Genomic DNA, 26,189 nt, shown 5'->3' with positions numbered 1-26,189 from the left:
CCTCCAGCTTGTTTTGCGCCTCAGGCGGGCGGTTTGCGCTGGTCTGCCAGTGGCAAGGGCCGTGCCAACCGCATCGACGGTTTCAGGAATCCCGCCGGATCAAGCCCTTAATCCATGCCACTTAGGTCGGGTTGCGGGGGCTGCCGATCTGCCCCATGCTTTCCCCCAAAGACCGGCGCCGGACCTGTCGCAATGCGCGACATATCCGCGACACCTGTCGCGAAATCGGGAGGATCAGCATGGCGAACGCCCCGCAAAGTCTGGCGACCGTCCTGGCCATGGCGCGCGAGCGGCTGGGCGAGGCGGGCGGCCTGGAGGGGGCTCCCATCCCGCCCATCATCGCGCGGTCCTGGCGCCGCTGCGCCGACCAGGGCCTGCGCGCCGACCGGCCCGCACGCCAGGATCCGTTGTCGCGGGCCGACCTGGCGGCGCTGCGCGACCGTCACCATACCCTGATGCATCTCGCGACACCGGAACTGGACACCCTGCACCAGGCCATGCGCGACCTGGGCGGCATGGTGCTGCTGACCAACGACCGGGGCCTGATCCTGGACGCGCGCGGCGATGCCGGCTTTGTCCGCCGCGCCCGCCGCGTCTCCCTCCAGCCCGGCGCCGGCTGGGGGGAGGATGACGAGGGCACCAACGCCGTGGGCACCGCCCTGGCCGAACGCGCCTTGGTCCAGGTGCGGGGGGCGGAGCATTACCTGACCGACAATGCCTTCCTCATCTGCACCGCCATGCCGGTGATGGACCCCCACGGCGCGCTGGCCGGGGTCATTGACCTGTCGGGCGACACGCGCGCGGCCCGGTCGGATGCCCAGGGCGCCAGCGCCAGAAGCCTGGCCAGCCTGGCTGTGGCCCACCTGGAACATCGCTGGACGGCCCAGGAGGCGGAGGGGCACGAGCTGGTGGTGCGCCTGCACGCCCACCCCGGCTGGCTGGGCACCCCGCAGGAGGGCCTGCTGGCGGTGGACGATGGCGTGGTGCGCGCGGCCAACCCGGCGGCGCTGGCCCTGTTGGGCTTGGACGCCGCCGCCATCGGCCGGGTACGGCTGGAGAGTGTGCTGGACGGCGGTCTGGCGCGGGGCGATCGTATCCTGCGCACCGCCGATGGCGGCCGCCCGCTGCATGCCCGCATCACCACGCCGGGCAAGAGCCGCCCCGCGATACGCCGCCCGGCCCCTGCCAAGGACTTGTCCCCACCATCGGCCACCAGGGACGGCATGCTGTGGGACGCCAGCACCCGGCCGCTGCTGGACCGCGCCATCCTGGCGCTGGACGCCGGCATCCCCGTGCTGCTCCAGGGGGAGACGGGAACGGGCAAGGAGGTGTTCGTGCGCGCGGCCCATGCCGCCTGCGCGCGGGCGCAGGCGCCCCTGGTGGCGGTCAACTGCGCCGCCATTCCGGAAGGCCTGCTGGAATCCGAGCTGTTCGGCTATGAGGACGGCGCGTTCACCGGCGCCCGGCGGGGTGGCCATCGCGGCCAGATCCGTCAGGCCGACGGTGGCATCCTGTTCCTGGATGAGATCGGCGACATGCCGCCGGCGCTGCAGGCCCGCCTACTGCGCGTGCTGCAGGATGGCGAGGTGACGCCTGTGGGCGGCCGCCCGGTGAAGGTGGATTTCCTGCTGGTCACGGCCACCCACCGCGACCTGGCGGCCTGCGTGGCCCAGGGCACCTTCCGCGCCGATCTCTATTACCGGCTGAAGCACCTGGTGGTGACCCTGCCGCCCTTGCGCCAACGCCCGCTGGACGGCATCATCGACGCGCTGATGGCCAGCTTCGGTGCCGCCGACCGGGGGATCCGCTTGGCCCCCGCCGCCCGCGACCGGCTGCGCCGCCATGACTGGCCCGGCAACCTGCGCGAACTGGCCAACCTGCTGCGCACCCTGGTGGCCCTGTCGCCGCCGGGGACCCTGGTCACCCCGGCCGACCTGCCACCCGACCTGGCGCCCGCGGCACCGGTTGACACCCCGGCGCCCAACCTGAAGACGCGGGAGGATGACGCCATCCGCCAGGCCCTGGCCCGGCACCAGGGCAACATCAGCGCCGCCGCCCGGGAACTGGGCGTGCACCGCAGCACTTTGCACCGGCGGATGCGGCCGGACTGACCCTGAAGCGGCCAAGAGGTAACCGATCAGGGGGCTATGACCGCCAGCGCCGTCTCCGCCATGGCGCGATAGCCGGCGTCGGAGGGATGTAGGTGGTCGCCGCAGTCATAATCGGCACGCATGCGCTCCGGATAGGCGGGGTCGCGACCGAGATGCGTGGCCAGGCGCCGCTTCGGGCTTGGCCGAAACGGCGCCTGGCGGGGCTTTCCTCACGCCCGCAACTGGTCGCGAATGGGCAGGCTGCGGATGCGCTTGCCGGTGGCGGCGTGGATGGCGTTCAGCAGGGCGGGGGCGATGGGGGGCACGCCGGGCTCGCCCACGCCGCCCAGGGGCGCGTCGTACTTGGCCGCCGGCATCAGGTGCACGCGGATGTCCTTGGGCGCCGCGTCGATGCGGGTGACTTCATAGGTGTCGAAGTTGTTCTGCTGTACCTGGCCGGCCTTGAAGCTGATCTCGCCCAGCGTGGCCAGGCTGACGCCCTGGGTCACCGCCCCCTCCAGCTGCGCCCGCACCCGGTCGGGGTTGATGACGGGGCCGCAGTCGAAGGCGATGTCGACGCGGGGGATGGTCAGCTTGCCCTGGGCATCGACCGCGACCTGGACGACGGCGGCGGCATAGCTGGCGAAGCTGCGGTGGGCGGCGATGCCCCGGCCCTGGCTCTTGGGCAGCGGCTTGCCCCATCCGGCCTCCTTGGCCGCCCGCTCCACCACGCCGCGCAGGCGGCCGGTGTCATAGGCGTAGGCCACGGGGTCCTCGTTGTAGTTCCAGCTGTCCGACATGTCCGCCGGGTTGATCTGGCGGGCCGGGCCGATCAGCTCCAGCAGGAAATCCTTGGGGTCGCGCCCTGCCGCCTCCGCCAGTTCCGCCACGAAGCTCTGCACCGCGAAGGCGTGCGGGATGTTGGAGACGCTGCGGAACCAGCCGATGCGGGTGTGGCTCTCCGCCTCCGGGTTTTCCACCCGCAGGTTGGGCACGATCCAGGGGGTGTTGACGGCCCCCATGCCCAGTTCCGACGCGCCCTCATGCTTCACGCCGGCGGTGAAGGTGGCGCCGATGGAGGGGGCCACGGTGCGGTGCAGCCAGGCCACCGGCTTGCCCTTGGCGTCCAGCCCGCCCTCCAGCCGTTCCACCGACACGGTGTGCAGAAAGCCGTGGTGCAAATCGTCGGTGCGGGTGAAGGTCAGCTTCACCGGCCGGCCATCCATGGCGCGGGATAGCAGGGCCGCCTCGGCGATGTAGTCCGGCTTGGATTTGCGGCCGAAGCCGCCGCCCACCAAGGTCTGGTGAACGGTCACGTTCTCCGCCGGGATGCTCAGCACCTTGGCCACCGTTTCCCGCGTGGTCTGCGGCGCCTGGGTGCTGCCCCAGATCTCGCATTTGTCGCCCGTCACCTGGGCGGCGGCGGCCGGTGGTTCCATGGGCGCCTGGGCCAGATGGGGGATGTAGTATTCCGCCGTGACATGCTTGGCCGCCGTTTTCAGCGCGGCGTCCACGTCACCCACGGTCCGCACCACCTGGCCGGGGGCGCGGGCCGCCGCCTCCAGCTCCGCCCGGTAGGCGGCGCTGTCATAGCTGGCGTTGGGCCCATCCTCCCAGGTGATCTTCAGCTTCTCCCGCCCCTTCAGGGCGGCCCAGGTGTTCTCCGCCACCACGGCCAGGCCGCCCTTGGGCAGGAAGCCGGAGGGCAGGGGCGCGGTGTTCAGCACCACCACCTTCAGCACGCCCGGCACCTGCAGCGCCTCATCCACGTTGTAGTGGCTCAGCTTGCCGCCATGCACCGGTGGGCGGGCCACCACGGCGTACAGCATATTGTCCCGCCGCACGTCGATGCCGTAGGTGGCGCGGCCGGTGGTGATGTCGAAGCCATCGACCAGGCCGACATCGCCCCGGCCGATATAGCGGAACTTGGCCGGGTCCTTGAACACCAGCGTCTCGCGCGCCGGCACGGGCAGTGCCGCGGCGGCCGCCGCCACCTCACCATAGCCCAGGCGCCGGCCGCTGGCGGCGTGCACCAGGCTGTGATGGTCCGCCGCCACTTCCGCCGCCGGCACGCCCCATTGGGCGGCGGCGGCCTGGACCAGCATCTGCCGCGCGGCGGCACCGATGCGGCGCAGGGCTTGGAAGTGGTGGCGCATGCTGCGCGAGCCGTCGGTGTTCTGGTTGCCGTAGCGTGCCTCGTCACCCGGCGCCTGGTCCACCTTCACCTTGGCCCAGTCGGCGTCCATCTCGTCGGCGATGACCATGGCCCAGCTGGTGCGCACGCCCTGGCCCATCTCCGCCCGGTGGCAGAGGATGGTGAGGGTGCCGTCCGGGGCCACGGCGACGAACAGGCGCGGGTCGTCCTTCACCCCGCCGGGCATGGCGTCGCCGCCATACTTCTTGGGCGTATCCTCCGCCCGGGCGACGGGGCCGAGCCCGTCGGCCAGCCCACCGGCCAGAACAAAGGTGCCGGCGCCCAGGCCCATCAGGACGGCGCGGCGGCTGAGGTTGGTGATCCCGTCCATCACTTGGCGCTCCCGCCGCTGGCCGTCTTGCGCTGCACTTCGCCGGCCGCGCGCTTGATGGCGGCACGGATGCGGGGGTATGTCGCGCACCGGCAGATGTTGCCGCTCATGGCGTCGTCGATGGCGGCGTCGCTGGGATGGGACGTGTCCTTCAGCAGGGCCGCCGCCGACATGATCTGCCCGGCCTGGCAGTAGCCGCACTGGGCCACGTTCAGTTCCCGCCATGCCACCTGCACCGGGTGCATGCCGTCGGGCGACAGGCCCTCGATGGTGGTGACGGCCACGCCGGACAGGTCGCCCAGCGTCGTCTGGCAGCTGCGGATGGGGGCGCCGTCGGCATGCACGGTGCAGGCGCCGCACAGCGCCTCACCACAGCCGAACTTGGTGCCGGTCAGGCCCTGGACATCGCGCAAATACCACAGCAGGGGCATTTCGGGATCGCCCTCGAAACGCAGCACCTGTCCGTTCAGCGTGAACGTGATCATCTCAACTGCCCATTCTTGTCGTGCCGGGCCTTCACCGTTGCGGCGGCGAACGGCCGGCGCCCATTCTGCCACCGGCCCCGAAAGAGGGGAACCATTCTCGGGCGCCGCGGTGGCGCGGCCCAATGGCATCCTATGAGCGAAACCGGAATACGCAACAAGATCAGGGGGGGCATCAGCGCTTCCCCCGGGCGGCATACAGCTTCGGCGCGCATGAGTTGGGACAGCTGATCCGGCTAGGGTGTGGCCTCCGGCGGGCTCCCCAGGCCCGTCTCCGACAGGGCTTCCCCCATGCCGCTCATTTCCAACTGCACCTTCGCCAATCCCCAGGGCGCCCAGATTCCGGCGGAGCCGGCGCCGACCGCCGCCCCGCCCCTGGCCCCCATGCAGGGTGATCACGTTTTCGGTGATGTCGTCGGCGTCGTCCGCAACGCGTTGTCCGATATCTTCGGCGGCGGCGCTGTCTGGCCGACCCGCATGGCCAACTACAGCGGCATGCTGGCCGAGGTGTGGAACGGCATGTCGTCGATCGACCTCGGCCATGCCAACACCGGGGCCCCCGTTGTCACCCGCACCGGCCTGCCGGAACAGGACCAGCACGCCCACATGTTCGGCGGCTACGCCAGCCGGTTGCGCTGGCACCTGGCGGAGGTGGTGTGCGCCGGCCACGCCAACGGTGGAGAGGAACGGCGTATCGGCGGCGTCACCACCCGCTGGCGGGGGGAGGTGCTACACGCCCTGGATGACGTGTTGCGCCACCTGGTGGACGAAACGGCGCTGCTGGCTTACATCCGGGCCCCGAACGCCACCCGTCAGGCCGCCCCGGCCACGGTCGTCCACCGGGCCATCCCGCTGGATGAGGCGATCACCCTGGCGGGCCGGACCGCTGGGCCGGGCCAGGCGCAGGTGCAGGCCATCCTCAACCGCTATCAAAGCCTGCCCGGCCTGCTGGATGGGCTGATGCGGCGCTTCGAGGGGCCGGTCAAACGCCTGGATCCCAACACCAATGGCTGGACGGTGCTGCCCAGCGCCTGATGGCGGGACCGCGCAACACACGCCCATATCGCCGCCTCATGCCCGCTGTATCAACTCGCGCTTGGCCGTGGCCACAACCCGGCGGCTGAGATCGGCAAGCTGGTCGGCGGCCAGGCGGCTCACCTGCCAGAACAGGGGCACGTCCAGCACGGCGCCGGGCGTCAGTTCCACCAGGTGGCCCGCGTCCAGATGGCCGCGTACCAGCTGGGCGGGGTTCATGCCCCAGCCCATTCCAGCCAGGGCGCCATCGACGAAACCCTGAGTCGACGGCAGCCAGTGGGTGGGAAGGACGACATCACGGCCCAGCGTCCGCCGAATCCAGTCATGCTGCAGACGGTCCTTCTGGTTGAAGGTCAGCGCCGGCGCCTGGGCCAGCGCATCGGCCGTCACCCCGCCCGGGAAATGGCGCGCCATGAAGTCCGGGCTAGCCGTGGCGTGATAGCGCAATGCGCCCAGGGCGGTGACGCGGCAGCCTTGTATGGGCTTTTCCAGTGAGGTCACCGCCGCCAGCACGCGACCGCGCCGCAGCCAGCCGGCGGTGTGGTCCTGGTCGTCGATAATGATATTCAGCAGATGGTCGCAGCCTCGGGTGAAGGCGGAGGCCGCCGCCAGGAACCAGGTGCCCAGGCTGTCGGCGTTGGCGGCGATGGCCAGGGTCACGCGCGGCACCGGTGCCGCCGGATCGACCAGGCCCGGCAGGTGGGCCGTCAGCTCCCGTTCCAGCAGGCCGACGTGGTCCATGTGGCGGCATAGCCATTCGCCCTTTTCCGTGGCGGTGCAGGGTGTGCCCCGCTCGACCAGCACGGCGCCCAGCCGCTCCTCCAGCTGTTTCACGCGCTGGGACACGGCGGATGGGGTGACGTTCAGCGCGGCGGCGGCCTTTTCGAAGCTGCCGGTCTGCACCACCAGCGCCACGGCGCGCGCCGCCGGGTAATCGATCATGGCTAAGTTTCGCTAATTTTAGATTAGAGGATTTAATTAGCCTAATCCGACCACCGCGGATACCACAAGGCCCAGCCAACCCTTGGGATACCGGTATCGCCATGAATGCGTCAGTCTACATCGCGGGCCTGAGCATGGGGCTCAGCCTCATCGTCGCCATCGGCGCGCAGAACGCCTTCCTGCTGCGGCAGGGTCTGCGCAACGAACATGTGTTCGCCGTGTGCCTGGCCTGCGCCCTGTCGGACGCCATCCTGATCGGGGCGGGGGTGACCGGCTTCGGCACCGCCGCCGCCTGGCTGCCCTGGCTGGATCCGGTCATGCGCTATGCGGGCGCCGCCTTCCTGGCCTGGTACGGCGCCAAAAGCCTGTGGTCGGCCTGGCGCTCCACCGGCGCGCTGACGGTGGGCGCCCAGGCGGAGAAAAGCGGCCTGGGCAAGACCCTGCTGGCCTGCCTGGCCATCACCTGGCTGAACCCGCACGTCTACCTGGACACGGTGGTCCTGCTGGGCACCATCTCCACGCAGTTCGACGGCTTCCAGGCATCCTTCGCCGCCGGCGCCATCACCGGTTCCTTCCTGTTCTTCTTCTCGCTGGGCTACGGCGCGACCAAGCTGCGCCCCATCTTCGCCCGCCCCGCCGCCTGGCGGCTGCTGGACGGTGTCATCGCGCTGGTGATGTGGGCCATCGCGTTCAGGCTGGTCGCGGGGGCGTGAGGGCGGAGGCGTGAGGGGTGACACGCGGCCATGCCGCCCCCTGCGCCCGCCCCCTGCGCCCACCCCTTGCGTCTGGCGCCTTGCGCTTACTTGGCGTGCAGCGCCTTGACCGCGTCCAGCATCAACTGCACGTGCTGGTCCGGATTGTTGTCCGTGTAGCTGGCGACGACCTTGCCGTTCTGGCCGATGACGTAGGACGTGCGGTTGGAGATGGCGGCATTGCCCTGGTTCTTGGCGTCGTACTCGGCGGCGATCTTGGCGTCGGGGTCGGCGGCCACCATGAACTTGTCCCGGCATTCAACGGAGGAGAACTCGGCCACGCGATCGATGTTCCCGGCGGTCACGCCCACCACGGTGGCGCCGTACTGCTTGAACGTCTCCGTCGCCTCGGCGAACTCATGCGCCTCCACGGTGCAGCCCTTGGTGAAGGCGGCGGGGAAGAAGTAGAGCACCACCGGACCCGTCTTCAACGCGTCGGTCAGCGAAAAGGTCGAGGTCTTGCCGCCCAGGGCGCCCTGGGCGGTGAAGGCCGGGGCCGGGGCGCCGTTGGGCAGGGCCGCCCAGGCCGGAGCGGTGGCCACCAGCGAGAAGGCGGCGGCGAGAACGATGGTGCGCATATCATCTCCACAGAGTTCGCCGGGATGCATCAGCCCCCGGTTTGAGGCCCAGACCCTACGCCATCGCGGGCCTGGGCGTGGGGCGGTCTTTTGCCTCAGGCGATCCCCGCCAGCCCCCGCGCGGTGGCGACGAAGGCATCGACATGGGTCGGGTCGGTGTTCCAGGCGGTGACCAGGCGGATGCAGGCGCCATCCCAGCGGTAGAAGTGGAAGCCGGCGGCTTCCAGCCCCGCGATCATCGGCTCCGGCATCACGGCGAAGACCTCGTTGGCCTGCACCGGGCTGCGCAGGCCGACGCCGGGCAGGGCGTCCAGGCCCTGAGCCAGGCGCGTCGCCATGGCGTTGGCGTGGGTGGCCAGGCGCAGCCACAGGCCATCCGTCAGGTAGGCGTCCAACTGCGCCGACAGGAAGCGCATCTTGGAGAACAGGTGGCCGGCCCGCTTGCGGCGATAGGCAAAGCTGTCGGCCAGGGCTTTATCGAAGAAGATCACCGCCTCCGCCGCCAGAGCACCGTTCTTGGTGGCACCAAAGGACAGCACGTCCACGCCGGCGCGCCAGGTGATGTCGGCCGGGGCGCAGGCCAGGCTGGCCACCGCGTTGGCGAAGCGGGCGCCATCCATGTGGACGCGCAGCTTGTGCGCCCGCGCCACCTCCGTCAGGGCCATCACCTCGCCGGGGGTGTAGACGGTGCCGGACTCCGTCGCCTGGGTCAGGGTCAGGGCGGCCGGCTGCACATGGTGGACGACGCCGGCGCCGCCCTTGTCCAAGGCGGCCTTAAGCGCCATCGCGTCCAGCTTGCCATGGGGGCCCGCCAAGGGAACCAGCTTGGCGCCGCCGGACATCAGCTCCGGCGCGCCACATTCATCCACCTGCACGTGGGCCTCGTCATGGCAATAGACGGCGCCGTAGGGCGGGGTCAGCACCGACAGGGCCAGCGCGTTGGCGGCGGTGCCGGTGGCAACGGGGAAGATGGTGACGTCGCACTCGAACAACTCGGCCAGGTCCCGGGTCACCCGCGCCGTCAGCGGGTCGCCGCCGTAGGAGGGCTGCGCGCCCTCATTGGCCGCGGCCAAGGCCGCCAGGATCTCCGGGGCCGCGCCCACCACATTGTCGCTCATGAAGTTCATGGGGGACCGTCTCGCCTTTTGCTGGATGTCGGGTGATGATCGGGTCTGGCGCGCCTGAAGCGGAAGCAAAAAAGCGTGGGAAAGCGCAATGCTGCCGCCGGATGGTGAAATATTGGGCGGTCGCCGGCGCCCCCTTGACCAACCCCGGCTTCGTGACAAGAGCCATTAAATCTCTGTCATGTAGGGCGATTACGCTGGTGGGGGGCGGGGCGGTGTGACCGTAATCACGGCGTCCGGAGAACCTGCGGGCGCATCGTCTGGTTGGGTTCAGGCGCCCCACCTGTGGAAGATGGGGTGCCCGATGAAGTGGTTCCAGTAACGACCGCGATCTGGACCTTTCCGGTACTGGGCTCCAGCAGGACGATCTGCTGGGCACCGCCGGGAAGGACGACCTGGACGGCCAGGCGGCTGCCCACGCTGGTCATGGCTTCGATGCGGCTGCCTTCCGGCAGTTTCAGCAGCGGAGCCAGGGCCCCGGGCGGCAGGGCCGAACCGGTGGTTGTGCCTGCGGTGGTCGTGCCCACGGTAGTGGTGCCAAGGGTCGCCGTATCAGCATGGCGGCCGAAGGCGCGGGGGTGGCTCGGGTCGGTGGCACGCCGCCAGACCTCCACCCCGATGAAGGTGAAACCGGCGACGATGAGTACGCCCATGATGACGAGGAAGGTCTTTATTGTCCGCACTTGCTTCAACCATCTGTGCCGCCCCGGGCCAGCCTGCCGACCCCGCCGTCGCGCGCTTCGGCGCCGTGGCGGGAGAGGGCGGGGCTGACCGCCTGGATCTTGGCGCCCCGGTGGTGGACGGCGCGGAGGATGAGGAACTGGAGGGCGATGAGGCGGGTTCTGCCCTGATCGCCGTCACTATCCCCGACACCGCGGCCCGCGACCGGTTGGACAAGGCCCTGGCCCAGCTGGTGCCGGAGGCCGCGGGCCTCACCCGCTCACGCCTGCAGGCGCTGATCGGGGAGGGGCGCGTGGCCTTGGGTCAGCCGGGCGGCCAGACCATAGACGACGCCTCATACCGGGTCAAACCCGGCCAGGTGTTCCAGATTTCCGTGCCGGCGCCGGAACCGGCCGTGCCGGTGGCGCAGGACATCCCGCTGACCATCGTCTTCGAGGACGATGACCTGCTGGTGATCGATAAGCCCGCCGGGATGGTGGTGCATCCTGCCGCCGGCAACCCGGACGGCACGCTGGTGAACGCCCTGCTGTTCCATTGTGGGGAGCGGCTGTCCGGCATCGGCGGCGTGCGCCGGCCGGGCATCGTCCACCGTCTGGACAAGGATACCAGCGGCCTGATGGTGGTGGCCAAGACCGATCGCGCCCATGCCGGCCTGTCGGCCCAGTTCGCCGACCGCACCCTGTCGCGCACCTACCACGCCGTCGTCTGGGGCTCCCCGGCGACGGCTGAGGGGCAAATCGAGGGCAACATCGGCCGCCATCCGACGGATCGCAAGCGCATGGCCGTGGTAAGCAAGGGCGGCAAGCCGGCCCTGACCCGCTGGCGCACGCTGGCCCGCTACGGCCTGCTGGCCGCCCATGTGGAGTGCAAGTTGGCCACGGGCCGCACCCACCAGATTCGGGTGCACATGGCCCAGATCGGCCATCCGCTGGTGGGCGACCCTCTGTACGGCAAGGCCCGCCCCACCGGCGCCCTGGGCGTTCGGCTGAAGGAGGCGACGCCGGACGCGCAGGCCCAACTTCTCGGTTTTCGCCGCCAAGCGTTGCATGCGAAGGACATCGCCTTCCGTCACCCGGCCAGCGGTGACATGGTGGCCTTCACCAGCGACCTGCCCGCCGATCTTGCAGGGCTGATCTTTAGTTTAGAATGATTTTAAAGTGTGGTCGGATACGAGTCAGAGGCGTATACTGATCAGTGTGTCACCCCAACCCCGTCCGGGGGGCTCCATTTGAGCATCCGGCATGGGGGGACCGCCCGATCCCCGGGGGTCCTTAACCGTGAAAGGTTGTTGACCATGGCCACCTTGCCCGCCATCCCCGCCGTCAGTTCGGAATCGAGCCTGTCGCGGTATCTTCAGGAAATCCGCCGCTTCCCCATGCTGGAGCCGGAGAAGGAGTTCATGCTGGCCAAGCGCTGGCAGGAACATGAGGACGGCATCGCCGCCCACCAGCTGGTGACCAGCCATTTGCGCCTGGTGGCCAAGATCGCCATGGGCTATCGCGGCTACGGCCTGCCGCTGTCCGAGCTGATCTCCGAAGGCAACGTCGGCATGATGCAGGCGGTGAAGCGCTTCGACCCCGACCGCGGCTTCCGCCTAGCCACCTACGCCATGTGGTGGATCCGTGCCGCCATCCAGGAATACATCCTGCACAGCTGGAGCCTGGTGAAGATGGGCACGACGGCCGCGCAGAAGAAGCTGTTCTTCAACCTGCGCAAGCTGAAGGGCCAGATGCAGGCCATCGAGGACGGCGACCTGTCGCCGGAGACGGTGACCGCCATCGCCACCAAGCTGGACGTGCCGGAACAGGACGTCGTGTCCATGAACCGCCGCCTGGGCAGCCCCGACCACAGCCTGAACGCCCCCCTGCGCGTGGATGGCGAGGGCGAGTGGCAGGATTGGCTGGTGGACGAGACGGAAAGCCAGGAAATCCGTCTGGCCGACCGGGAAGAGCTGGGTAAGCGCAAGGCCCTGCTGGCCGGCGCCATGAAGGGCCTGAACGACCGCGAGCGCCGTATCCTGGCGGAGCGTCGCCTGCGCGACGACCCGACGACGCTGGAGGATTTGTCCCAGGAGTTCGGCATCAGCCGCGAGCGTGTGCGCCAGATCGAGGTGCGGGCGTTCGAAAAGCTTCAGAAGGCCGTGAAGAACGCGGCCCTGGAGACCCATTTGGCCTAATTCTTGACGTGGGCGCGCCCAACCGGACGACAACGCCACGGCAGGCGCCCCGCGGGCAAGAACATGAATTCTAGGGCAAGTGGCAGTTGGACGGAACGGCGGGACCCACGGGTTCCGCCGTTGCCTTTTATGGTGATCAGTGGTGGCGCAGAAACAAAACCGCCAACAGCATAATGACCGGTGCGCAGAAGACACCCCCCAGCACCAGCACTATCAGCCGGACGCTCTTGGCATCATAAAGGGAATCCTCCTGCTCCGGTGGCAAGGGCGGGCGCCCACCCTGATCATGATAGCGCCGCAGCAGGTCAGCGAGGGCTGCCCGATTGAGCGGAAAGCTGTCCGGGATGAAAAACCAGCTTCTGTCGTAACAGCCGTGGTCGGCGGGTGGATCGCCTCGCCGACGGATGAAAATGCCTGCCTCCTGGTTTCTGCTGCCCATGCAACGCCTCATGAGGAGGACATCATCCCAACGGCACAATGTCACATTGGGCCCGCGGGTCAGGGTCACGCCGTCCGCGTCGATGGCGAGCCTAAGCCATCCCGGCCAATAAACGCGCAGCGCATAGACGCAGTAGAGCGCGAACGCCACTATCACCAACAGTGACCAGCCGCTTCGGATGTGTGGAATATCAAGTCCGATCACAAGCACGCCGAATAGGAAGCCGAACAGCCCGGCGAGGTAACTGCCGCGCCCACGCCGCAGGACAATGCGCTCCGACGGCGCGGTATTGGTGCAAGACATCTGCGCCGCCACGATCCCCATCTTCCGAGCCGTTAGACTGAGCCATGCCGGCGATGATGCGCCATTCCTCAATCTTCGGGGCGCATTGATCACGCTATGTAGGCGTGACAAGAGCGCGCACGACAGGGATACGGCCGTCTAACTTTGCCAAACCGCCCAAAAATCTAATAGCAGTCGATTTTGTGACGGAACCGCAATTCATGAGATTATCTGAACAGTCCTTGGCTCATGAACTGGCCCCGGAACCCCTGATTCTTTTTCCCTTCGTCACAAACCTTAAATTAATGACCTTTTATTAACGAAGGGCCGCTATCACATAGGCTCCCGCGATGACGAACCTTAAAGCCTGAGACCCATATGAGCCCCAGGGCCGACGTTGACAGCCTCGATATCGGTTACCGGCGCCTCTCGGCTGCGGAGATCGAGCAAGCCCTGACCCTGCATCTGCGCTACCTCCAGGGGCAACGGGGTGGGGCGCGGGCCAGCCTGAAGTTCTGTGATCTGTCCAACACCGTATTGCGCGGCCGGATGTTGGCCGGCGCCGACCTGACCGGCGCGCGGCTTAGCGATGCCGACCTGTCGGAGGCGGATTTGCGCTCCGCCTGCCTGTTCGGGGCGGACCTGCGCCGCGCCACGTTGGAGCGCACCAACTTGACCCGAGCCGATCTGCGCGGCGCCGCCTTCCGTGGGGCCAGCATGCGGCGGGTCGTGATGGTGGAGGCCGACCTGCGCGACGGCCACCTGATGCGCAGCAAGAATGGCGAGTTGACGCCCAACGTGCAGGGCAACCCCTCGGCCGAGTTGACGGAGGCGTCCATGACCAAGGCCGACCTCAGCTACGCCAAGCTGTCCAACGCCTTCGTCGTCCAGACCGACCTGCGCGATACCGACTTGCGCGGCGCCATTTTCGTTAGGGCTGATCTCAGCGGTTCCGACCTCACCGGCTGCAACCTTGAGGGGGCGGACCTATCCGAGGCCAATCTCAGCGGCACCAAGCTGGATGGCGCGGTGCTGACCCGCGCCCTGCTGCGCAGCACCAACCTGTCCAAGGCCAGTCTGCTGGGTGCCCTGCTGGACGATGTCGACCTGTCCATGGCCAACCTGACGGGTGCCGACCTAGTGCGCCGCCTGGACGATATTGAGGGCACCATCGGCGAAACCCTGCGCCAGCACCGCCTGTGGATATTGAGCAACGGCGGCAAGGGCAAGCGCGCGGACCTGTCGGCCACCAATCTCAGCGGGCAGGACCTGTCGAACCTGAACCTGTCGGCCGCCATCCTCAGACAGACGACGCTGAAGGGCGCCAACCTCAGCGGCACGGTATTGGCCATGGCCGACCTGTCCATGGCCGACCTGCGGGGCGCGGAACTTGTCGGCGCCGATCTACGCGGCGCCTGTCTGGAGCGCGCGACCCTGAACGAGGCCAACCTGGTCAACGCCGTGGCCTGCCCCATGGATTTGCGCAACGGCCATGAATGGCCGACCAATTTCAGCAAGGGACGCATGGTGCGGGTAAATCTGGCGGGTGCCGACCTGACCATGGCCCGCATGGAAGACGCCGACCTGACCCAAAGCAATTTGCGTAACGCCGTCCTGGCCGGCGCCAGCCTTACCGACGCGACCCTGACCATGGCCGATCTGCGCGAGGCCGACATTCGCAACGCCGACTTCCGCGGTGCCAAGAATTTTTCCGCTGAAGCCTTGGCCGTCTGATCCGGGTAGGATGGCGCCCATGACGGACGAGACACCCCCCTCCGCAATGGACCGCCGGCAGGCCAAGCGTCTGTCCGGCGACGCGTACCCATTGCGGGTGGGCCGCCATCAGGCCCGCCTGGTCGATTGGTCGGCCAAGGGCATCGGCCTGCAGCTGCACGGCGGGGTGGAGGATATTGCCCTGGCTCAGGCCCTGACCGTCAGCATCCATAGCGAGGTGACCAACGGCGTCGCCCTGTTCCCCATCATCGTGCGACGGGTGGATGTGGAGCGGCGGATCATCGGCGCGGACTTCCTGGCCGACGCCGAGGACGCGTCTGACTTCCTGGCCTGCCTGCTGGCGGTGTCTGCCGCCCCTGATCAGACGGCCTGACCACCGCGCGTCCCGTTTGGCACAGGCGTCGCCATCCGGTCGGCAGACCAATTCCCTCGTGCAGATGAGGGGGCGCTCCGCTGGCATTCCTGAAATTTCAGTTGGCCGATAACATCCTGGCATATTGCAAAACCCCCATTAGCCGAACATCACAAGGGGGTATATAGCCAGATTCGGCGTTTTGGCAGGGCGAAGCAGGGCTGTCAGGCTCTATCCCGGTGAGATTACTGACAGGTCAGATAGCGTGGCAGGCCTTTACGGACCATCGCCCCGCCGCTAGGATGGCGTCTGTGTTGCCGCCATTGCCATCGAGATCGGTTGTTAAAGGGCAAAAACGCCCCTCAGCAATATGCACTGGCCGGGGAAACAGGAAAGAGGCATGTCAAATGAGCGCCCCCGTCCCACACGTCACCGCCGGCCATGAACTGACTCATGAACTGACTGGCGATGGCGGCCGGTGCCATGGTCTGGAGCTGCCCGTGGTCGTCCAATGACGCCGTCAGTCTTCACCTTTCGGGAAGGGGCGGCGCCGCTGCTGATCTCTTTTCCCCATGTTGGCATCCAGGTGCCGGGGGACATATCGTCCCGCTTGGTGCCTGAGGCCCACAGCCTGCTCGACACCGACTGGCATGTTGATTTGCTGTATGACTTCGCGACCGAGCTCGGTGCCTCTACCCTGGTGGCGGGCTACAGCCGCTATGTCGTGGACCTGAACCGCCCGGCGGATGACGCCAGCCTCTATCCCGGCCAGGCCGGCACCGGCCTGATTCCGGAGGTGATGTTCGACGGCACGTCCTTGTATCTGCCGGGGCAGGGGCCGGACGAGGCCGAAAAGGCCGCCCGCGTCGCCACCTACTGGCAGCCTTACCACGCCCAATTGAGGGCAGAGTTGGATCGGCTGAAGGCCCGGCACGGCTACGCCCTGCTGTGGGACGCGCACTCCATCGCGGCGGAGGTGCCGCGCCTGTTCGACGGCCGGCTGCCCGACCTGAACCTGGGCAGCAACGCTGGCACTTCCTGCGCCGGAGCTTTCGCCGATGCGGTGTTCCAGATAGCCCGGGCCAGCGGCTATAGCGCGGTTCTAAACGGCCGCTTCAAGGGCGGGCACATCACCCGCCACTACGGCCAACCGGCAGAGCATGTCCACGCCCTGCAGCTGGAGCTGTCGCAGGACACCCACCTGGCCCCCGGCCTAGTGCCGACGCTGGATGACGGGCGCTGTCACCGACTGCGCCCTGTGCTTCGTTCCATGATCAAAACCTTTCTGTCCGCCGCTGCCCGGCATTACACCGCCGCCTGAAGATAGCCTCACAGCATATTGTTTTTCCTCGGGAGTTCCCGTGCCATGCACACTTTTACCCTAATCCCCGGCCGCCTGACCCTGGCTGACCTGCGCGCCACCCTGGCGGGCCCCGTCCACCTGGTGGTGGATGACGCCACCCTGGCGAATGCGGAAAAATCCGCCGCCACGGTGGACGCCGTCATGGCCGCCGGCCGCACGGCCTATGGCATCAACACCGGCTTCGGCCTGCTGGCCAAGACCCGCATCGGCAACGACCAGCTGTCGCAACTGCAGCGCAATCTGGTGCTGAGTCACGCGGTGGGCACCGGCCCGCTGCTGGACGACGCCATCGTCCGCCTGATCCTGGTGCTGAAGATTTCCAGCCTGGCGCGCGGCTACTCCGGCGTGCGCGGCAGCGTCATCCGCGCGCTGGTGGCTTTGGCCAACCACGGTGTCTACCCGTGCATCCCGTCCAAGGGCTCCGTCGGCGCCTCGGGCGACCTGGCGCCGCTGGCCCACCTGGTGGCGCCGCTGCTGGGCGTGGGCGAGGTGCGGGTGGACGGCCAGATCCTACCCGCCACCGACGGCATCAAGCGGGCGGGGCTGGAGCCCATGGAGCTGGGCCCCAAGGAAGGCCTGGCCCTGCTGAACGGTACCCAGGTCTCCACCGCCCTGGCCCTGAATGGGCTGTTCGCGGCGGAGCGGGTGTTCCAGGCGGCGCTGACCACCGGCGCCCTGTCGGTGGACGCGGCCCGTGGGTCCGACACGCCGTTCGACGCCCGCATCCACGCGCTGCGCGGGCAAAAGGGCCAGATCGACACCGCCGCCGCCTATCGCCGCCTGCTGGACGGCAGCGCCGTGCGCGCCAGCCACCTGGATTGCGAGCGGGTGCAGGACCCCTATTGCCTGCGTTGCCAGCCGCAGGTCATGGGCGCCTGCCTGGACCAGTTGCGCATGGCGGCGGGCACGCTGTTGATCGAGGCCAACGCCGTCACCGACAACCCCCTGGTCTTCCCCGACACCGGCGACATCCTGTCCGGCGGCAACTTCCATGCCGAGCCGGTGGCCTTCGCCGCCGACCAGATCGCCCTGGCGCTGGCCGAGATCGGCAACCTGTCGGAACGCCGTATCGCCATGCTGGTGGATCCGCACCACAACGGCGGCCTGCCGGCCTTCCTGGTCAAGGATGGCGGCATCAATTCCGGCTTCATGATCGCCCATGTCACGGCGGCGGCCCTGGCCAGCGAGAACAAGGGCCTGGCCCATCCGGCCTCGGTGGACAGCATCCCCACCTCCGCCAACCAGGAGGACCACGTCTCCATGGCCACCTGGGCGGCCCGCCGCCTGATCGACATGGCCGACAACGCCGCCGGCATCGTCGGCATCGAGGCGCTGGCCGCCATCCAGGGCCTGGAATTCCACCGGCCGCTGAAGACCTCCGAGGCGCTGGAGGCGGCCAGGGCCAAGCTGCGCGCCGTGGTCCCGGCCTACGACCAGGACCGCTACTTCGCCCCCGACATCGCCGCCGCCAAGGCCCTGGTGGTGAACGGGGACCTGGGCGCGGGGTTGGAGTTCGCGTAAGGGGGGTGACATTAAAGCGGTATGAGCGGGAGGGGAACGGGCCTTGACCACCACCGAGGAACGCCTGAGCGAACGGGCCTACCAGGCCCTGCGCGCCGACATCATGCTCTGCCGCCTGACGCCGGGGCAGCGGGTCAGCGAGGCTTTGCTGGCCGAGCGGCTGGGGTTTGGCAAGGCGCCGGTGCGCACGGCGCTGGCCCGTCTGTGCCAGGAGGGGCTGATGGCGGCGCGGGCGCGCAGCGGCTTCACCGTGGCGCCCATCACGCCCGAAGATATCATGCACTGCTTCCAGATCCGCCTGGCGTTGGAGCCCATGGCCGGGCGGTTGGCGGCGGGGCGGCTGACCACGGCGCATGTCCGCCGGCTGGTGCGCGCCACCACCATAACGGTGGAACCGGACGACCCCGACCAGCACCGCAAGATCCTGGAGGCCGACCAGGATTTCCACGAGACCATCGCCGAGGCGTCGGGCAACCCACGCCTGCACCAGATCCTGCGGAACCTGTACGAGCGCGGGCAGCGCCCCCTGTTCATGGGCATCCCCCAGTCCGAAGGCGCGGCGGCCTACCGGGCCGGCAGCCAGCCGGTGCTGGCCGCCCTGATCGCCGGCGATGGCGAGAAGGCGGCCCAGCTATTGTACGAGCATGTCTATACCGGCCAGAATTTCGTCGTCGAGGCGGTGCTGCGCCAGTACCCCTCGCCGGAAGAGGATGGCGTGGACTGAAAAATTTGATCGCGTCCGGGGCCCGGGCTGGGACGGGGCATGCCGGAACGTGCTAGGACGGGAATAACGGATAGGACAGGGCCCCGGACGTGCGGCCCACCTGGTGGCGTGAACGGGGAAAGGGACGGGTATGGGGTTGTGGACGGTCAAGCCGGTCGATGCGCTCATCGCGGCCGGCGAGGGGAAGCACGGGGTCGCGAAGCTGACGCGCGGCCTGGGCACGCTGGACCTGATCCTGGCGGGCGTGGGGTGCACGGTGGGGGCCGGCATCTTCGTCATGACCGGATCGCAGGCCGCCACCCATGCGGGGCCGGCGGTCGCCCTCTCCTTCGCCTTCGCCGCGCTGGCCTGCCTGTTCGCCGGGCTGTGCTTCGCCGAACTGGCCACCGTCATCCCCGTCGCGGGCAGCGCCTACAGCTACACCTATGCCACGCTGGGTGAAATCGTGGCCTGGCTGGTCGGCTGGAACCTGGTGCTGGAATATATGATCAGCGGGTCGGCCGTGGCCGTGGGCTTTTCCGGCTATCTCAACGCCTTCCTCGGGCAATGGGGGGTGCACCTGCCCACCAACCTGGCATCGGCCCCCTTGTCCTACTCGGATGAGAAGGGCTTTGAATGGACCGGCGCCTTCATCAACGGGCCGGCCGTGTTCATCATCGCCCTGTGCGGCGTGATCCTCAGCCTGGGCATCAAGGAAACCGCGCGCTTCAACAACATCTCCGTGGCCATCAAGGTGGGCGCCATGGTGCTGTTCGCGGTGGTGGGCATCTTCTACGTCGATACCGCCAACTGGCATCCCTTCATTCCCGAGAACACGGGCGACGGCACCTTCGGCTGGTCCGGGGTGTTCCGCGCCGCCGGCACCCTGTTCTTCGCCTATATCGGCTTTGACGCGGTCTCCACCGCGGCGCAGGAGGCGCGGTCGCCCCAGCGCACGGTGCCGCGCGGCATCCTGGGCGGCCTGGCCGTCTGCGTGACGCTGTATGTGGTGGTGGGCCTGATCATGACCGGCCTGGCGCCCTACACCATGCTGGACGCGCCCGAGGCCATCTTCATCGCCATCAAGAACGCCGGCCCGTCCCTGGCCTGGCTGGGCATGATCATCAACCTGGCCGCCATCCTGGGCCTGGGCTCCGCCATCCTCATCTGCAACTACGGCCAGATCCGCATCTTCTACGCCATGGCGCGCGACGGCCTGATGCCGCCGTCATTCGCCTCGGTCAACCCGGAACACCATGTGCCCTGGCAGGCGACGCTGTGGGTGACGCTGGTGGCCGCCATCATCGGCGGTATCGCCCCCCTGGACGTGCTGGGCGACCTGGTGTCCCTGGGCACGCTCATGGCCTTCGCCCTGGTCTGCGTCGCCACCCTGGTGCTGCGCGTGCGCGACCCGCACCGCCCGCGCCCCTTTCGCGTGCCCTACCTGCCGGTGGTGGCCGTCACCGGCGCCGTGATCTGCGTGGCGCTGATGATCTCGCTGGGCCTCAGCAACTGGATCCGCTTCGGCGCGTGGAGCCTGCTGGGCCTGGCCATCTACTTCCTCTACGGCATGCGCAACTCCGCCCGCCAGCGTGAGGCGCAACTGGCGGAGTGATCAGCCGGCGGACAGGATAAGGGCGGGTTCGGCAGCGTTCCCGCCCCCTTTTCCTATTGCCCGGCCCAACCCGCTGCTGTCGCCTCGTTTATCTCATCAATGGAGATCGTCCGCTGACCTGGCCGCCGCAGAGAACCGAACAGGTCGGTGATTGACAGCCCACGCTTCGCATGAAGCTGAATACGGCCCTCCGGCAGCAAATCGACGACCAATGTGACTGGTCCGCGCACACCCAGATGAGCCAGGACTTCATCTGGCAAGACTACTTGGCCTTCGGACGTCACAATCAATTCCGACGCCATTTCAACTCTCCCGGATACCAAGCCTCTACCGTAAAGGGTAAATGGCCTGGCTTCAACGCTCACCCCTCCCAATCCCGTTCCAGGCGGCGGCTGGAAAGGATGAAGAACAGGGCGCTCAGCAGGTAGAAGCCCAGGCCGATCAGCATGGAATAGCGCAGGGCCTCCGCGCCGAAGCGGGGGGCCAGGAAGTCGGACAGGCGGCCGAAGAAGAAGATGCCGAAGCCGATGCCCACCAAATTGTTGATGAATAGGAAGATGGCCGAGGCCGTGGCCCGCATGGCCGGCGGCACCACGTGCTGTACGGCGGCGACAACGGGGCCCAGCCAGGCCAGCCCCAGAGCCAGGGGCAGGGTGCATAGCGCCGCCACCAGCCACAGCTCCCGGGCCAGGAAGCCCAGGGCGTAGAGCGGCACCGCCACCAGGAAGGCCGCGGCCGGCACCAGCGGGTAGGCGGCCTTCCTCGCGCCGCCCAGCCGGTCGGCCAGGGCGCCGCCGGCCCAGATGCCCAGCGTGCCGGCCACCAGGCTACCGACGCCCAGCAACAGCGAGACGTCCTTCAGCGCCATGCCATGCACGCGTGCCAGGAAGGCCGGCATCCAGAACGCTAGCCCATACCCCAGGACGGAGCAGGAGGCGGCACCGGCCGACAACAGCCAGAACGACGGCTTGGTGCCCAGGATGGACAGCACGGCCCGCAGCGGCACCGGCGCGGCCGCGTTCTTCACGGCATCGAACGCGCCGCGCGCCGGCTCGCGCACGCAGATCAGGAAGATGGGCGTCATGACCAGGCCGGCGATGCCGCAGACGGTGAAGGCCAGGCGCCAGTTCACGGCCGTGGCGATGTAGCCGCCCAGCAGGATGCCCAGGGCGCTGCCGAAGGGAATGCCGAAGGAATAGACGGCCAGGGCGCGGGCCCGCTGGTGCTTGGGGAAATAGTCGCTGATCAGGGAATAGGCGGGGGCCACGCCGCCGGCCTCCCCCACGCCCACGCCCATGCGGCACAGGAACAGTTGCCAGAACAGGCCCACCTGGCCGGTCAGCGCGGTGAAGCCGCTCCACAGCGCCAGCGACACCGCCATGATGCGCACCCGGCTCATGCGGTCGGCCAGGCGGGCGATGGGGATGGCGAGGAAGGTGTAGAACAGGGCGAAGGCCGGCCCGCCCAGCCAGCCCAGCTGCGTATCGGTCAGTCCCAGTTCCGTCTTGATGGGCACGGCCAGGATGCTGAGGATCTGCCGGTCCACGAAGTTCAGGGTGTAGACGACGAACAGCGCCGCCATCACCAGGACGCGATATCCCGGCCGCACCAGGGTCGGGCTCAGAACCTGTGGCGGAGGTGGGGCGGTCTCGGTCATCGTGCGCTCGCTCATGGGTGAACCTGGCTGATCTCTAGCATGGGGAAGCGGGCGGAACCGCTGATCTGGATCCGCCCGCTTGGGGCCCGAACGGACCGTTATCAGAAATGCAGGCCGATGGTGCCGGTGATGGTGCGCGGCGGGCCGTAATAGGCCGCGAAGGAATTGGCGTAGGTGGCACCGCCGAAGGGATAGCCGCCCACGCGGTACCGTTCGTCCGTCAGGTTCTTGGCATGCAGGCCCACCTGCCAATGGTCGTCGGCGGAGGTCCAGATGAAGTTGAGGTCCAGCAAGGTGTAGCCCGGCTGGTCCAGGATGCTGGCGGTATCGTACAACTGGGTGAAGCTGCGATAGGACACGCTGGCCGAGGAATTCAGGGTGCTCTTGTCATCGAAGGGCAGCAGGTAGGACAGGGTGAAACCGGTGGTCCATTTGGGCGTGTTCTGGAAGCCCCGGGTGTTGGCCACGTCCACGTACTGCCTGCTGGTCAGGTCGTAGGACAGGAACTTGTCGAACTGCGCCAGGGTGTAGCCGACATTGGCCTGGGCGGTCAGCTGGCGGGTGAGCTTGGCCACGGCTTCGAACTCCAGGCCGTAGATATGGCTGGCGCCGGCGTTATCGACGAAGCTGGCGATGCCGGTGGCGGTGGGCACCTGGGTCGTCACCTGCTGGCCGCTGTAGTCGGCGTAGAAGCCGGCCAGGTTCAGGGTCAGGCGCCGGTCCAGATAGTCCCCCTTCAGGCCCACCTCATAGCTGTTGACCGTCTCGGGGTTATAGCCCTTGACCGTGTCGGGGGTCAGCACGGCGTCGCCGCGCATGTCGAAGCCGCCGGACTTGAAGCCCTTGGAATAGGAGACATAGCCCGTCACGTCCGGCGTCAGCTTGTAGCTGACGCTGGCGCGCGGCGTGAATTCGCCGAAGCTGCGATCGTTGGTGTAGTTGGTGCGGATGGAGAAGGGCGCCTGCTGCCTGCCACCGAACATGGGGCTGCGGATGCCCAGGTAATAGGCGCGATAGACGCTGCCGGTCTTGTCGTCGTTGGTGTAGCGGCCGCCCAGCGAGACCTTCAGGTCATCGGTGATGTCGTAGCTGAGGTCGGTGAAGCCGGCGATGCTCTTGGTCTTGACCGAGCCGGAGGTCAAGATGCTGAGACCCAGGTTCTGCACATCCGTGTCGAAGGCGCCAGCGGCGGTCGCGTCCATGTAATAGATGCCGGCCACGCCCTGCAGTCGTTCGCCGGTGTAAACGGCCTGAACCTCCTGGCTGAACTGGTGGTCCTTGTACCAGGCGGGCACGTCCAGATAGGGCTGGGGCAGATTGTCGAAGTCGATGTTGGTCTGGGTGTAGCCGTCGCGATAGGCGCTGATGGCCTTCAGCAGCCACTGGTCCGACAGCTGCCATTCGGCCGTCAGCGACATGCCGCGGTTGGTCACGAAGTTGTGGTCGCCCACACCGGCCATGGTGTCGTAATCGTCGGGCAGGGGAGCGGCGCCAGCCGGTGTCGCCGTTTCGCGGTGGCCGCTCTTGGCGTTGGACATGTCGTTGGTCTGGTCGGCCGCCACCTTGATGGTGAATTTCTCGGTGGGCTTGAATTCCGCGCTGATGCGGCCGGCCACCACGTCCTTATTGTACTGATCGGCGCCGGTGTAGAGGTTGTGGCCATAGCCGTCGTGGCGGTAGATGGCCACGGCGCCGCCGATGGCGAACTTCTCGCTGAGCGGCGTGCTGCCGGACAGGATGACGTTGTGCTCGTTATAGCTGCCGATCTCCACCCGCGCATTGGCGGTGGGCTGATCGGTCATGTCGCGGGTCACGTACTTGATGGCGCCGCCGATGGTGTTGCGGCCATACAGCGTGCCCTGTGGTCCGCGCAGCACCTCGATGCGGCTGACGTCGTAGATGTCCAGCACGGCCCCTTGGGGGCGGGCGATGTAGACATCGTCGACGTACAGGCCCACGCCGGGCTCGAAACCCCACAGCGGGTCCTGCTGGCCCACGCCGCGGATGAAGGCGATGAGGGTGGAGTTGGAACCGCGCGCCACCTGCACCGTGGTGTTGGGCGACTTGTATTCCAGGTCGGTCAGGTTGACCGAGCCCTGGGCCTGCAACTGGTCGGCGGAAATGGCGGTGACCGCCACCGGCACATCCTTCAAGTTCTCCGCCCGGCGGCGGGCCGTCACCACCACCTCTTGCAGCACGTCGCTGTCGGTGGCGGGGTCGGCGGCCTGTTGCGCCCACGCCGCATCCCCCAGCACCAGACCCGCGACCGAGACGCCCAACAACCAGCGTGCAGCCTTGCTCATTCCCTGTGTCCTCCCGTCCATGGCCCTGTTCATGGGCCCGTTCTTTCGCCTGTTGATCGCCATTCCCTGCCAAACCCCTCAGGGCGGCAGGCCGGTGGCGAAACCGGTGATGATCTCGTTGAAGCGTTCCGGCTCCTCCAGGTGCGGCGCGTGGCCGGAGGCGGCGAAGGTCACCTGCCGCGCCTGGGGCAGGGCTGTCGCCAGCCAGTCGGCCGTGCCGGCGGGATAGAGTTGGCTCAAGCCCCCGCGCAGGATCAGCGTGGGTAGGTCCAGCCGGCCCAGGTCGGTCCGGAAATCCTGGGCCAGCAGATCCAGCCATAGGACGGCCATGGCTTCGGCATCGCACCGTGCGACCTCTCCCTCCACCCAGCGGCGCAGGTCGGTGTTGTGCGGGCTGCCGGCGGCGAAGATGCGCCGGGCGATGCGGGGCGCGAACGCGGCCCAGTCGGTGGCCAGCAAGCGGGCGGCTTGGGGCCCACGCGCCTGGACGGCCCCCCGCAGGCCCCAGGGCCAGCCGGTGTCGTTGCCCAGGCGCGGGCTCATATCCACCACCACCAGGCCGGCCACCCGCTCCCCGGCACCATCCAGCAGAGCGCGCCATGCCACCATGGCCCCCATGGACCAGCCGACCAGCATGGCGCCCCGCAGGTCCAGGGCGTTCAGCAGCGCACGCAGCGCATCCGCCTGGTGCCGCACCGTCGGGTGGGGGGCTGGGGTGGCGCCATGGCCGGGCAGGTCGGGCGCCAGCACCTGGAACGACGCGGCCAAGTCGGCGAACTGCGGGGCGAAGAAGCCGCCGTGGGTGGCCCAGCCGTGCAGCAGCACCAAAGGGCGGCCCTTGCCGGCCAGACGATAGGCCATCAGGCCGCCGTCAGCGGGTATCAGCGGGCATGAGTCTTCCCCGCGTGGCCGGGCCCCGGCCTGTCGCCCCAGTTCGTGCATCGGTGTTTTCCGCGCTTCGTGGTATCCACCGACGGTAGCGTCGGCGGATCATCCTCCCGCCGTCATGCTTGCCGTAAGATGAAAGTTGAGTCAACGTTCAAGTTTGAGAAAGCGAGAGAGGGAGGTTGGGGCATGGCGCGTTCACCCGAGGCGGCGAAGCGGGCCGCCGGCGATGGCGAAACCGATGCCATGACGCGGGGCGGCGTGGGCGAGGGGCCTGAGACCGGGGCGGCGCCCGGGGAAGCGGCCGCCGACAAGACGCCGCGGACCGAGCGGGGCAAGCGCACCCTGCGCAAGCTGCTGGACGCCGCCGCCCTGGAATTCGGTGAGCGCGGCTTCCACGAGGCGTCGGTCAGTGGCATCACCCAGCGCGCCGCCGTGGCCCTGGGCACCTTCTACACCTACTTCGACAGCAAGGAATCGCTGTTCCGCGCGCTGGTGGAGGACATGGGCGCACTGACCCGCCGCTGGATCGCGGAGCGGGTGGCCCACGCGCCCGACCGGCTGACGGCGGAACGCCTGGGCCTGGAGGCGTTCATCGAGTTCGTGCGCGCCCACCGCAACCTCTACCGCATCGTGATGGAGGCGCAGTTCGTTGCCGAGGATGCCTACCGGCGCTACTATCAGGTGTTCGCCGACGGCTATATCAATAATTTGGAGTCGGCCAAGAAACGGGGGGAGATACGCGAGGGCGACGTGGAGGTGCGGGCCTGGGCCTTGATCGGCGTCAGTGTCTTCATCGGCCAGCGCTACGCCGTCTGGGGCGACGACCGCCCGGCGGCGGAGGTCGCGGCGGAGGCGGCCGACTTCATCGCCCGGGGCCTGAAGCCCTAATTGACCAAGCCTTAAGTTGCCTGGATCATTTCTGAACCGGAACGACGAGGGAGCGGGGC

Annotated in this window: 23 protein-coding genes; 12 read left to right on the top strand and 11 right to left on the bottom strand. The window is 68.1% G+C overall.

Annotated elements, in window-relative coordinates; all coding sequences use genetic code 11:
• Nucleotides 1-239 precede the first annotated feature (239 nt).
• Nucleotides 240-2,111 (top strand): sigma-54-dependent Fis family transcriptional regulator, encoded by a 1,872-nt coding sequence (locus FBZ89_RS23530; RefSeq protein WP_145752700.1) that lies wholly within the window; start codon nucleotides 240-242, stop codon nucleotides 2,109-2,111.
• A gap of 209 nt (nucleotides 2,112-2,320) precedes the next feature.
• On the opposite strand, the gene FBZ89_RS23525 is transcribed toward FBZ89_RS23530, so the two are convergent.
• Both FBZ89_RS23525 and FBZ89_RS23520 read right to left on the bottom strand, forming a co-directional pair.
• Nucleotides 2,321-4,615 (bottom strand): xanthine dehydrogenase family protein molybdopterin-binding subunit, encoded by a 2,295-nt coding sequence (locus tag FBZ89_RS23525; RefSeq protein ID WP_186457528.1) that lies wholly within the window; start codon nucleotides 4,613-4,615, stop codon nucleotides 2,321-2,323.
• Nucleotides 4,615-5,100 (bottom strand): (2Fe-2S)-binding protein, encoded by a 486-nt coding sequence (locus tag FBZ89_RS23520; RefSeq protein WP_145752698.1) that lies wholly within the window; start codon nucleotides 5,098-5,100, stop codon nucleotides 4,615-4,617. Before FBZ89_RS23520 ends, FBZ89_RS23525 begins: the two co-directional genes overlap by 1 nt.
• Before the next feature lie 288 nt (nucleotides 5,101-5,388).
• On the opposite strand from FBZ89_RS23520, the gene FBZ89_RS23515 reads away from it, so the two are divergent.
• Nucleotides 5,389-6,132 (top strand): hypothetical protein, encoded by a 744-nt coding sequence (locus FBZ89_RS23515; RefSeq protein ID WP_145752696.1) that lies wholly within the window; start codon nucleotides 5,389-5,391, stop codon nucleotides 6,130-6,132.
• A 36-nt stretch (nucleotides 6,133-6,168) separates the two neighbouring features.
• On the opposite strand, the gene FBZ89_RS23510 is transcribed toward FBZ89_RS23515, so the two are convergent.
• The gene (locus tag FBZ89_RS23510) at nucleotides 6,169-7,074 is read right to left on the bottom strand and encodes a LysR family transcriptional regulator ArgP (RefSeq protein ID WP_145752694.1); all 906 of its coding nucleotides are present in this window, start codon (nucleotides 7,072-7,074) and stop codon (nucleotides 6,169-6,171) included.
• Nucleotides 7,075-7,175: 101 nt separating this feature from the next.
• Here FBZ89_RS23510 and FBZ89_RS23505 point away from each other — a divergent pair, with 101 nt between their 5' ends.
• Nucleotides 7,176-7,787: a LysE/ArgO family amino acid transporter gene (locus FBZ89_RS23505; RefSeq protein ID WP_145752692.1), complete on the top strand. Its 612-nt coding sequence runs from the start codon at nucleotides 7,176-7,178 to the stop codon at nucleotides 7,785-7,787.
• An 86-nt stretch (nucleotides 7,788-7,873) separates the two neighbouring features.
• Here FBZ89_RS23505 and FBZ89_RS23500 read toward each other — a convergent pair whose 3' ends face one another.
• The 3 genes from FBZ89_RS23500 to FBZ89_RS23490 form a co-directional block, all read right to left on the bottom strand.
• On the bottom strand, nucleotides 7,874-8,404 hold the full coding sequence (locus FBZ89_RS23500; protein WP_211115332.1) for a peroxiredoxin: 531 nt from the start codon (nucleotides 8,402-8,404) through the stop codon (nucleotides 7,874-7,876).
• Between the two features lie 95 nt (nucleotides 8,405-8,499).
• Complete coding sequence (locus FBZ89_RS23495; protein ID WP_145752689.1) at nucleotides 8,500-9,531, bottom strand: threonine aldolase family protein; 1,032 nt, start codon at nucleotides 9,529-9,531, stop codon at nucleotides 8,500-8,502.
• Nucleotides 9,532-9,755: 224 nt separating this feature from the next.
• Nucleotides 9,756-10,220 carry a hypothetical protein gene (locus FBZ89_RS23490; protein ID WP_145752687.1) on the bottom strand — a complete coding sequence of 155 codons (465 nt, stop codon included), beginning with the start codon at nucleotides 10,218-10,220 and terminating at the stop codon, nucleotides 9,756-9,758.
• A 128-nt stretch (nucleotides 10,221-10,348) separates the two neighbouring features.
• On the opposite strand from FBZ89_RS23490, the gene FBZ89_RS23485 reads away from it, so the two are divergent.
• Together FBZ89_RS23485 and rpoH are read left to right on the top strand one after the other, a co-directional pair.
• Nucleotides 10,349-11,359: an RluA family pseudouridine synthase gene (locus tag FBZ89_RS23485; protein ID WP_425465976.1), complete on the top strand. Its 1,011-nt coding sequence runs from the start codon at nucleotides 10,349-10,351 to the stop codon at nucleotides 11,357-11,359.
• A gap of 144 nt (nucleotides 11,360-11,503) precedes the next feature.
• On the top strand, nucleotides 11,504-12,385 hold the full coding sequence (gene rpoH, locus FBZ89_RS23480) for an RNA polymerase sigma factor RpoH (RefSeq protein WP_004272279.1): 882 nt from the start codon (nucleotides 11,504-11,506) through the stop codon (nucleotides 12,383-12,385).
• Between the two features lie 136 nt (nucleotides 12,386-12,521).
• Here the strand turns inward: rpoH and FBZ89_RS23475 are convergent, their stop codons facing one another.
• Nucleotides 12,522-13,139, bottom strand: a complete 618-nt coding sequence (locus tag FBZ89_RS23475; RefSeq protein WP_145752685.1) for a hypothetical protein — start codon at nucleotides 13,137-13,139, stop codon at nucleotides 12,522-12,524.
• Between the two features lie 345 nt (nucleotides 13,140-13,484).
• On the opposite strand from FBZ89_RS23475, the gene FBZ89_RS23470 reads away from it, so the two are divergent.
• The 6 genes from FBZ89_RS23470 (at nucleotide 13,485) to FBZ89_RS23445 (ending at nucleotide 20,394) form a co-directional block, all read left to right on the top strand.
• Nucleotides 13,485-14,840, top strand: a complete 1,356-nt coding sequence (locus tag FBZ89_RS23470; protein ID WP_145752683.1) for a pentapeptide repeat-containing protein — start codon at nucleotides 13,485-13,487, stop codon at nucleotides 14,838-14,840.
• Nucleotides 14,841-14,859: 19 nt separating this feature from the next.
• On the top strand, nucleotides 14,860-15,213 hold the full coding sequence (locus FBZ89_RS23465) for a hypothetical protein (protein ID WP_145752681.1): 354 nt from the start codon (nucleotides 14,860-14,862) through the stop codon (nucleotides 15,211-15,213).
• 490 nt (nucleotides 15,214-15,703) lie between these two features.
• The gene (gene hutG / locus FBZ89_RS23460; RefSeq protein ID WP_145752679.1) at nucleotides 15,704-16,513 is read left to right on the top strand and encodes an N-formylglutamate deformylase; all 810 of its coding nucleotides are present in this window, start codon (nucleotides 15,704-15,706) and stop codon (nucleotides 16,511-16,513) included.
• A 45-nt stretch (nucleotides 16,514-16,558) separates the two neighbouring features.
• Nucleotides 16,559-18,076, top strand: a complete 1,518-nt coding sequence (gene hutH / locus FBZ89_RS23455) for a histidine ammonia-lyase (RefSeq protein ID WP_145752677.1) — start codon at nucleotides 16,559-16,561, stop codon at nucleotides 18,074-18,076.
• Nucleotides 18,077-18,119: 43 nt separating this feature from the next.
• Entirely contained in the window at nucleotides 18,120-18,800 is a 681-nt protein-coding gene (locus FBZ89_RS23450) for a GntR family transcriptional regulator (protein WP_145752675.1), read from the top strand.
• Nucleotides 18,801-18,930: 130 nt separating this feature from the next.
• Nucleotides 18,931-20,394, top strand: a complete 1,464-nt coding sequence (locus FBZ89_RS23445) for an APC family permease (RefSeq protein WP_145752674.1) — start codon at nucleotides 18,931-18,933, stop codon at nucleotides 20,392-20,394.
• 53 nt (nucleotides 20,395-20,447) lie between these two features.
• Here FBZ89_RS23445 and FBZ89_RS23440 read toward each other — a convergent pair whose 3' ends face one another.
• The 4 genes from FBZ89_RS23440 to FBZ89_RS23425 form a co-directional block, all read right to left on the bottom strand.
• Nucleotides 20,448-20,696, bottom strand: coding sequence for an AbrB/MazE/SpoVT family DNA-binding domain-containing protein (locus tag FBZ89_RS23440; RefSeq protein WP_145752672.1), 249 nt, complete (start codon nucleotides 20,694-20,696; stop codon nucleotides 20,448-20,450).
• 59 nt (nucleotides 20,697-20,755) lie between these two features.
• Nucleotides 20,756-22,066 carry a spinster family MFS transporter gene (locus FBZ89_RS23435; protein WP_145752670.1) on the bottom strand — a complete coding sequence of 437 codons (1,311 nt, stop codon included), beginning with the start codon at nucleotides 22,064-22,066 and terminating at the stop codon, nucleotides 20,756-20,758.
• 86 nt (nucleotides 22,067-22,152) lie between these two features.
• Complete coding sequence (locus FBZ89_RS23430) at nucleotides 22,153-24,354, bottom strand: TonB-dependent receptor (RefSeq protein ID WP_145752669.1); 2,202 nt, start codon at nucleotides 24,352-24,354, stop codon at nucleotides 22,153-22,155.
• A 78-nt stretch (nucleotides 24,355-24,432) separates the two neighbouring features.
• Nucleotides 24,433-25,215, bottom strand: coding sequence for an alpha/beta fold hydrolase (locus FBZ89_RS23425; protein WP_186457527.1), 783 nt, complete (start codon nucleotides 25,213-25,215; stop codon nucleotides 24,433-24,435).
• Nucleotides 25,216-25,428: 213 nt separating this feature from the next.
• On the opposite strand from FBZ89_RS23425, the gene FBZ89_RS23420 reads away from it, so the two are divergent.
• On the top strand, nucleotides 25,429-26,130 hold the full coding sequence (locus FBZ89_RS23420) for a TetR/AcrR family transcriptional regulator (protein WP_186457526.1): 702 nt from the start codon (nucleotides 25,429-25,431) through the stop codon (nucleotides 26,128-26,130).
• The last annotated feature ends 59 nt before the right edge of the window (nucleotides 26,131-26,189 follow it).

Source organism: Nitrospirillum amazonense (genome assembly GCF_007828045.1).
Taxonomy (GTDB): Bacteria; Pseudomonadota; Alphaproteobacteria; order Azospirillales; family Azospirillaceae; genus Nitrospirillum; species Nitrospirillum amazonense_C.
Note: the sequence above shows the minus strand (reverse complement) of the source record. Positions and strands in the feature narration are given on the sequence as shown.

Coding starts and splice junctions, on each gene's coding strand:
- FBZ89_RS23530 (WP_145752700.1), top strand. CDS start 240: ATGGCGAACGCCCCGCAAAGTCTGGCGACCGTCCTGGCCATGGCGCGC.
- FBZ89_RS23525 (WP_186457528.1), bottom strand. CDS start 4,615: ATGGACGGGATCACCAACCTCAGCCGCCGCGCCGTCCTGATGGGCCTG.
- FBZ89_RS23520 (WP_145752698.1), bottom strand. CDS start 5,100: ATGATCACGTTCACGCTGAACGGACAGGTGCTGCGTTTCGAGGGCGAT.
- FBZ89_RS23515 (WP_145752696.1), top strand. CDS start 5,389: ATGCCGCTCATTTCCAACTGCACCTTCGCCAATCCCCAGGGCGCCCAG.
- FBZ89_RS23510 (WP_145752694.1), bottom strand. CDS start 7,074: ATGATCGATTACCCGGCGGCGCGCGCCGTGGCGCTGGTGGTGCAGACC.
- FBZ89_RS23505 (WP_145752692.1), top strand. CDS start 7,176: ATGAATGCGTCAGTCTACATCGCGGGCCTGAGCATGGGGCTCAGCCTC.
- FBZ89_RS23500 (WP_211115332.1), bottom strand. CDS start 8,404: ATGCGCACCATCGTTCTCGCCGCCGCCTTCTCGCTGGTGGCCACCGCT.
- FBZ89_RS23495 (WP_145752689.1), bottom strand. CDS start 9,531: ATGAACTTCATGAGCGACAATGTGGTGGGCGCGGCCCCGGAGATCCTG.
- rpoH (WP_004272279.1), top strand. CDS start 11,504: ATGGCCACCTTGCCCGCCATCCCCGCCGTCAGTTCGGAATCGAGCCTG.
- FBZ89_RS23470 (WP_145752683.1), top strand. CDS start 13,485: ATGAGCCCCAGGGCCGACGTTGACAGCCTCGATATCGGTTACCGGCGC.
- FBZ89_RS23465 (WP_145752681.1), top strand. CDS start 14,860: ATGACGGACGAGACACCCCCCTCCGCAATGGACCGCCGGCAGGCCAAG.
- hutG (WP_145752679.1), top strand. CDS start 15,704: ATGACGCCGTCAGTCTTCACCTTTCGGGAAGGGGCGGCGCCGCTGCTG.
- hutH (WP_145752677.1), top strand. CDS start 16,559: ATGCACACTTTTACCCTAATCCCCGGCCGCCTGACCCTGGCTGACCTG.
- FBZ89_RS23445 (WP_145752674.1), top strand. CDS start 18,931: ATGGGGTTGTGGACGGTCAAGCCGGTCGATGCGCTCATCGCGGCCGGC.
- FBZ89_RS23440 (WP_145752672.1), bottom strand. CDS start 20,696: ATGGCGTCGGAATTGATTGTGACGTCCGAAGGCCAAGTAGTCTTGCCA.
- FBZ89_RS23435 (WP_145752670.1), bottom strand. CDS start 22,066: ATGAGCGAGCGCACGATGACCGAGACCGCCCCACCTCCGCCACAGGTT.
- FBZ89_RS23430 (WP_145752669.1), bottom strand. CDS start 24,354: ATGAGCAAGGCTGCACGCTGGTTGTTGGGCGTCTCGGTCGCGGGTCTG.
- FBZ89_RS23425 (WP_186457527.1), bottom strand. CDS start 25,215: ATGGCCTATCGTCTGGCCGGCAAGGGCCGCCCTTTGGTGCTGCTGCAC.
- FBZ89_RS23420 (WP_186457526.1), top strand. CDS start 25,429: ATGGCGCGTTCACCCGAGGCGGCGAAGCGGGCCGCCGGCGATGGCGAA.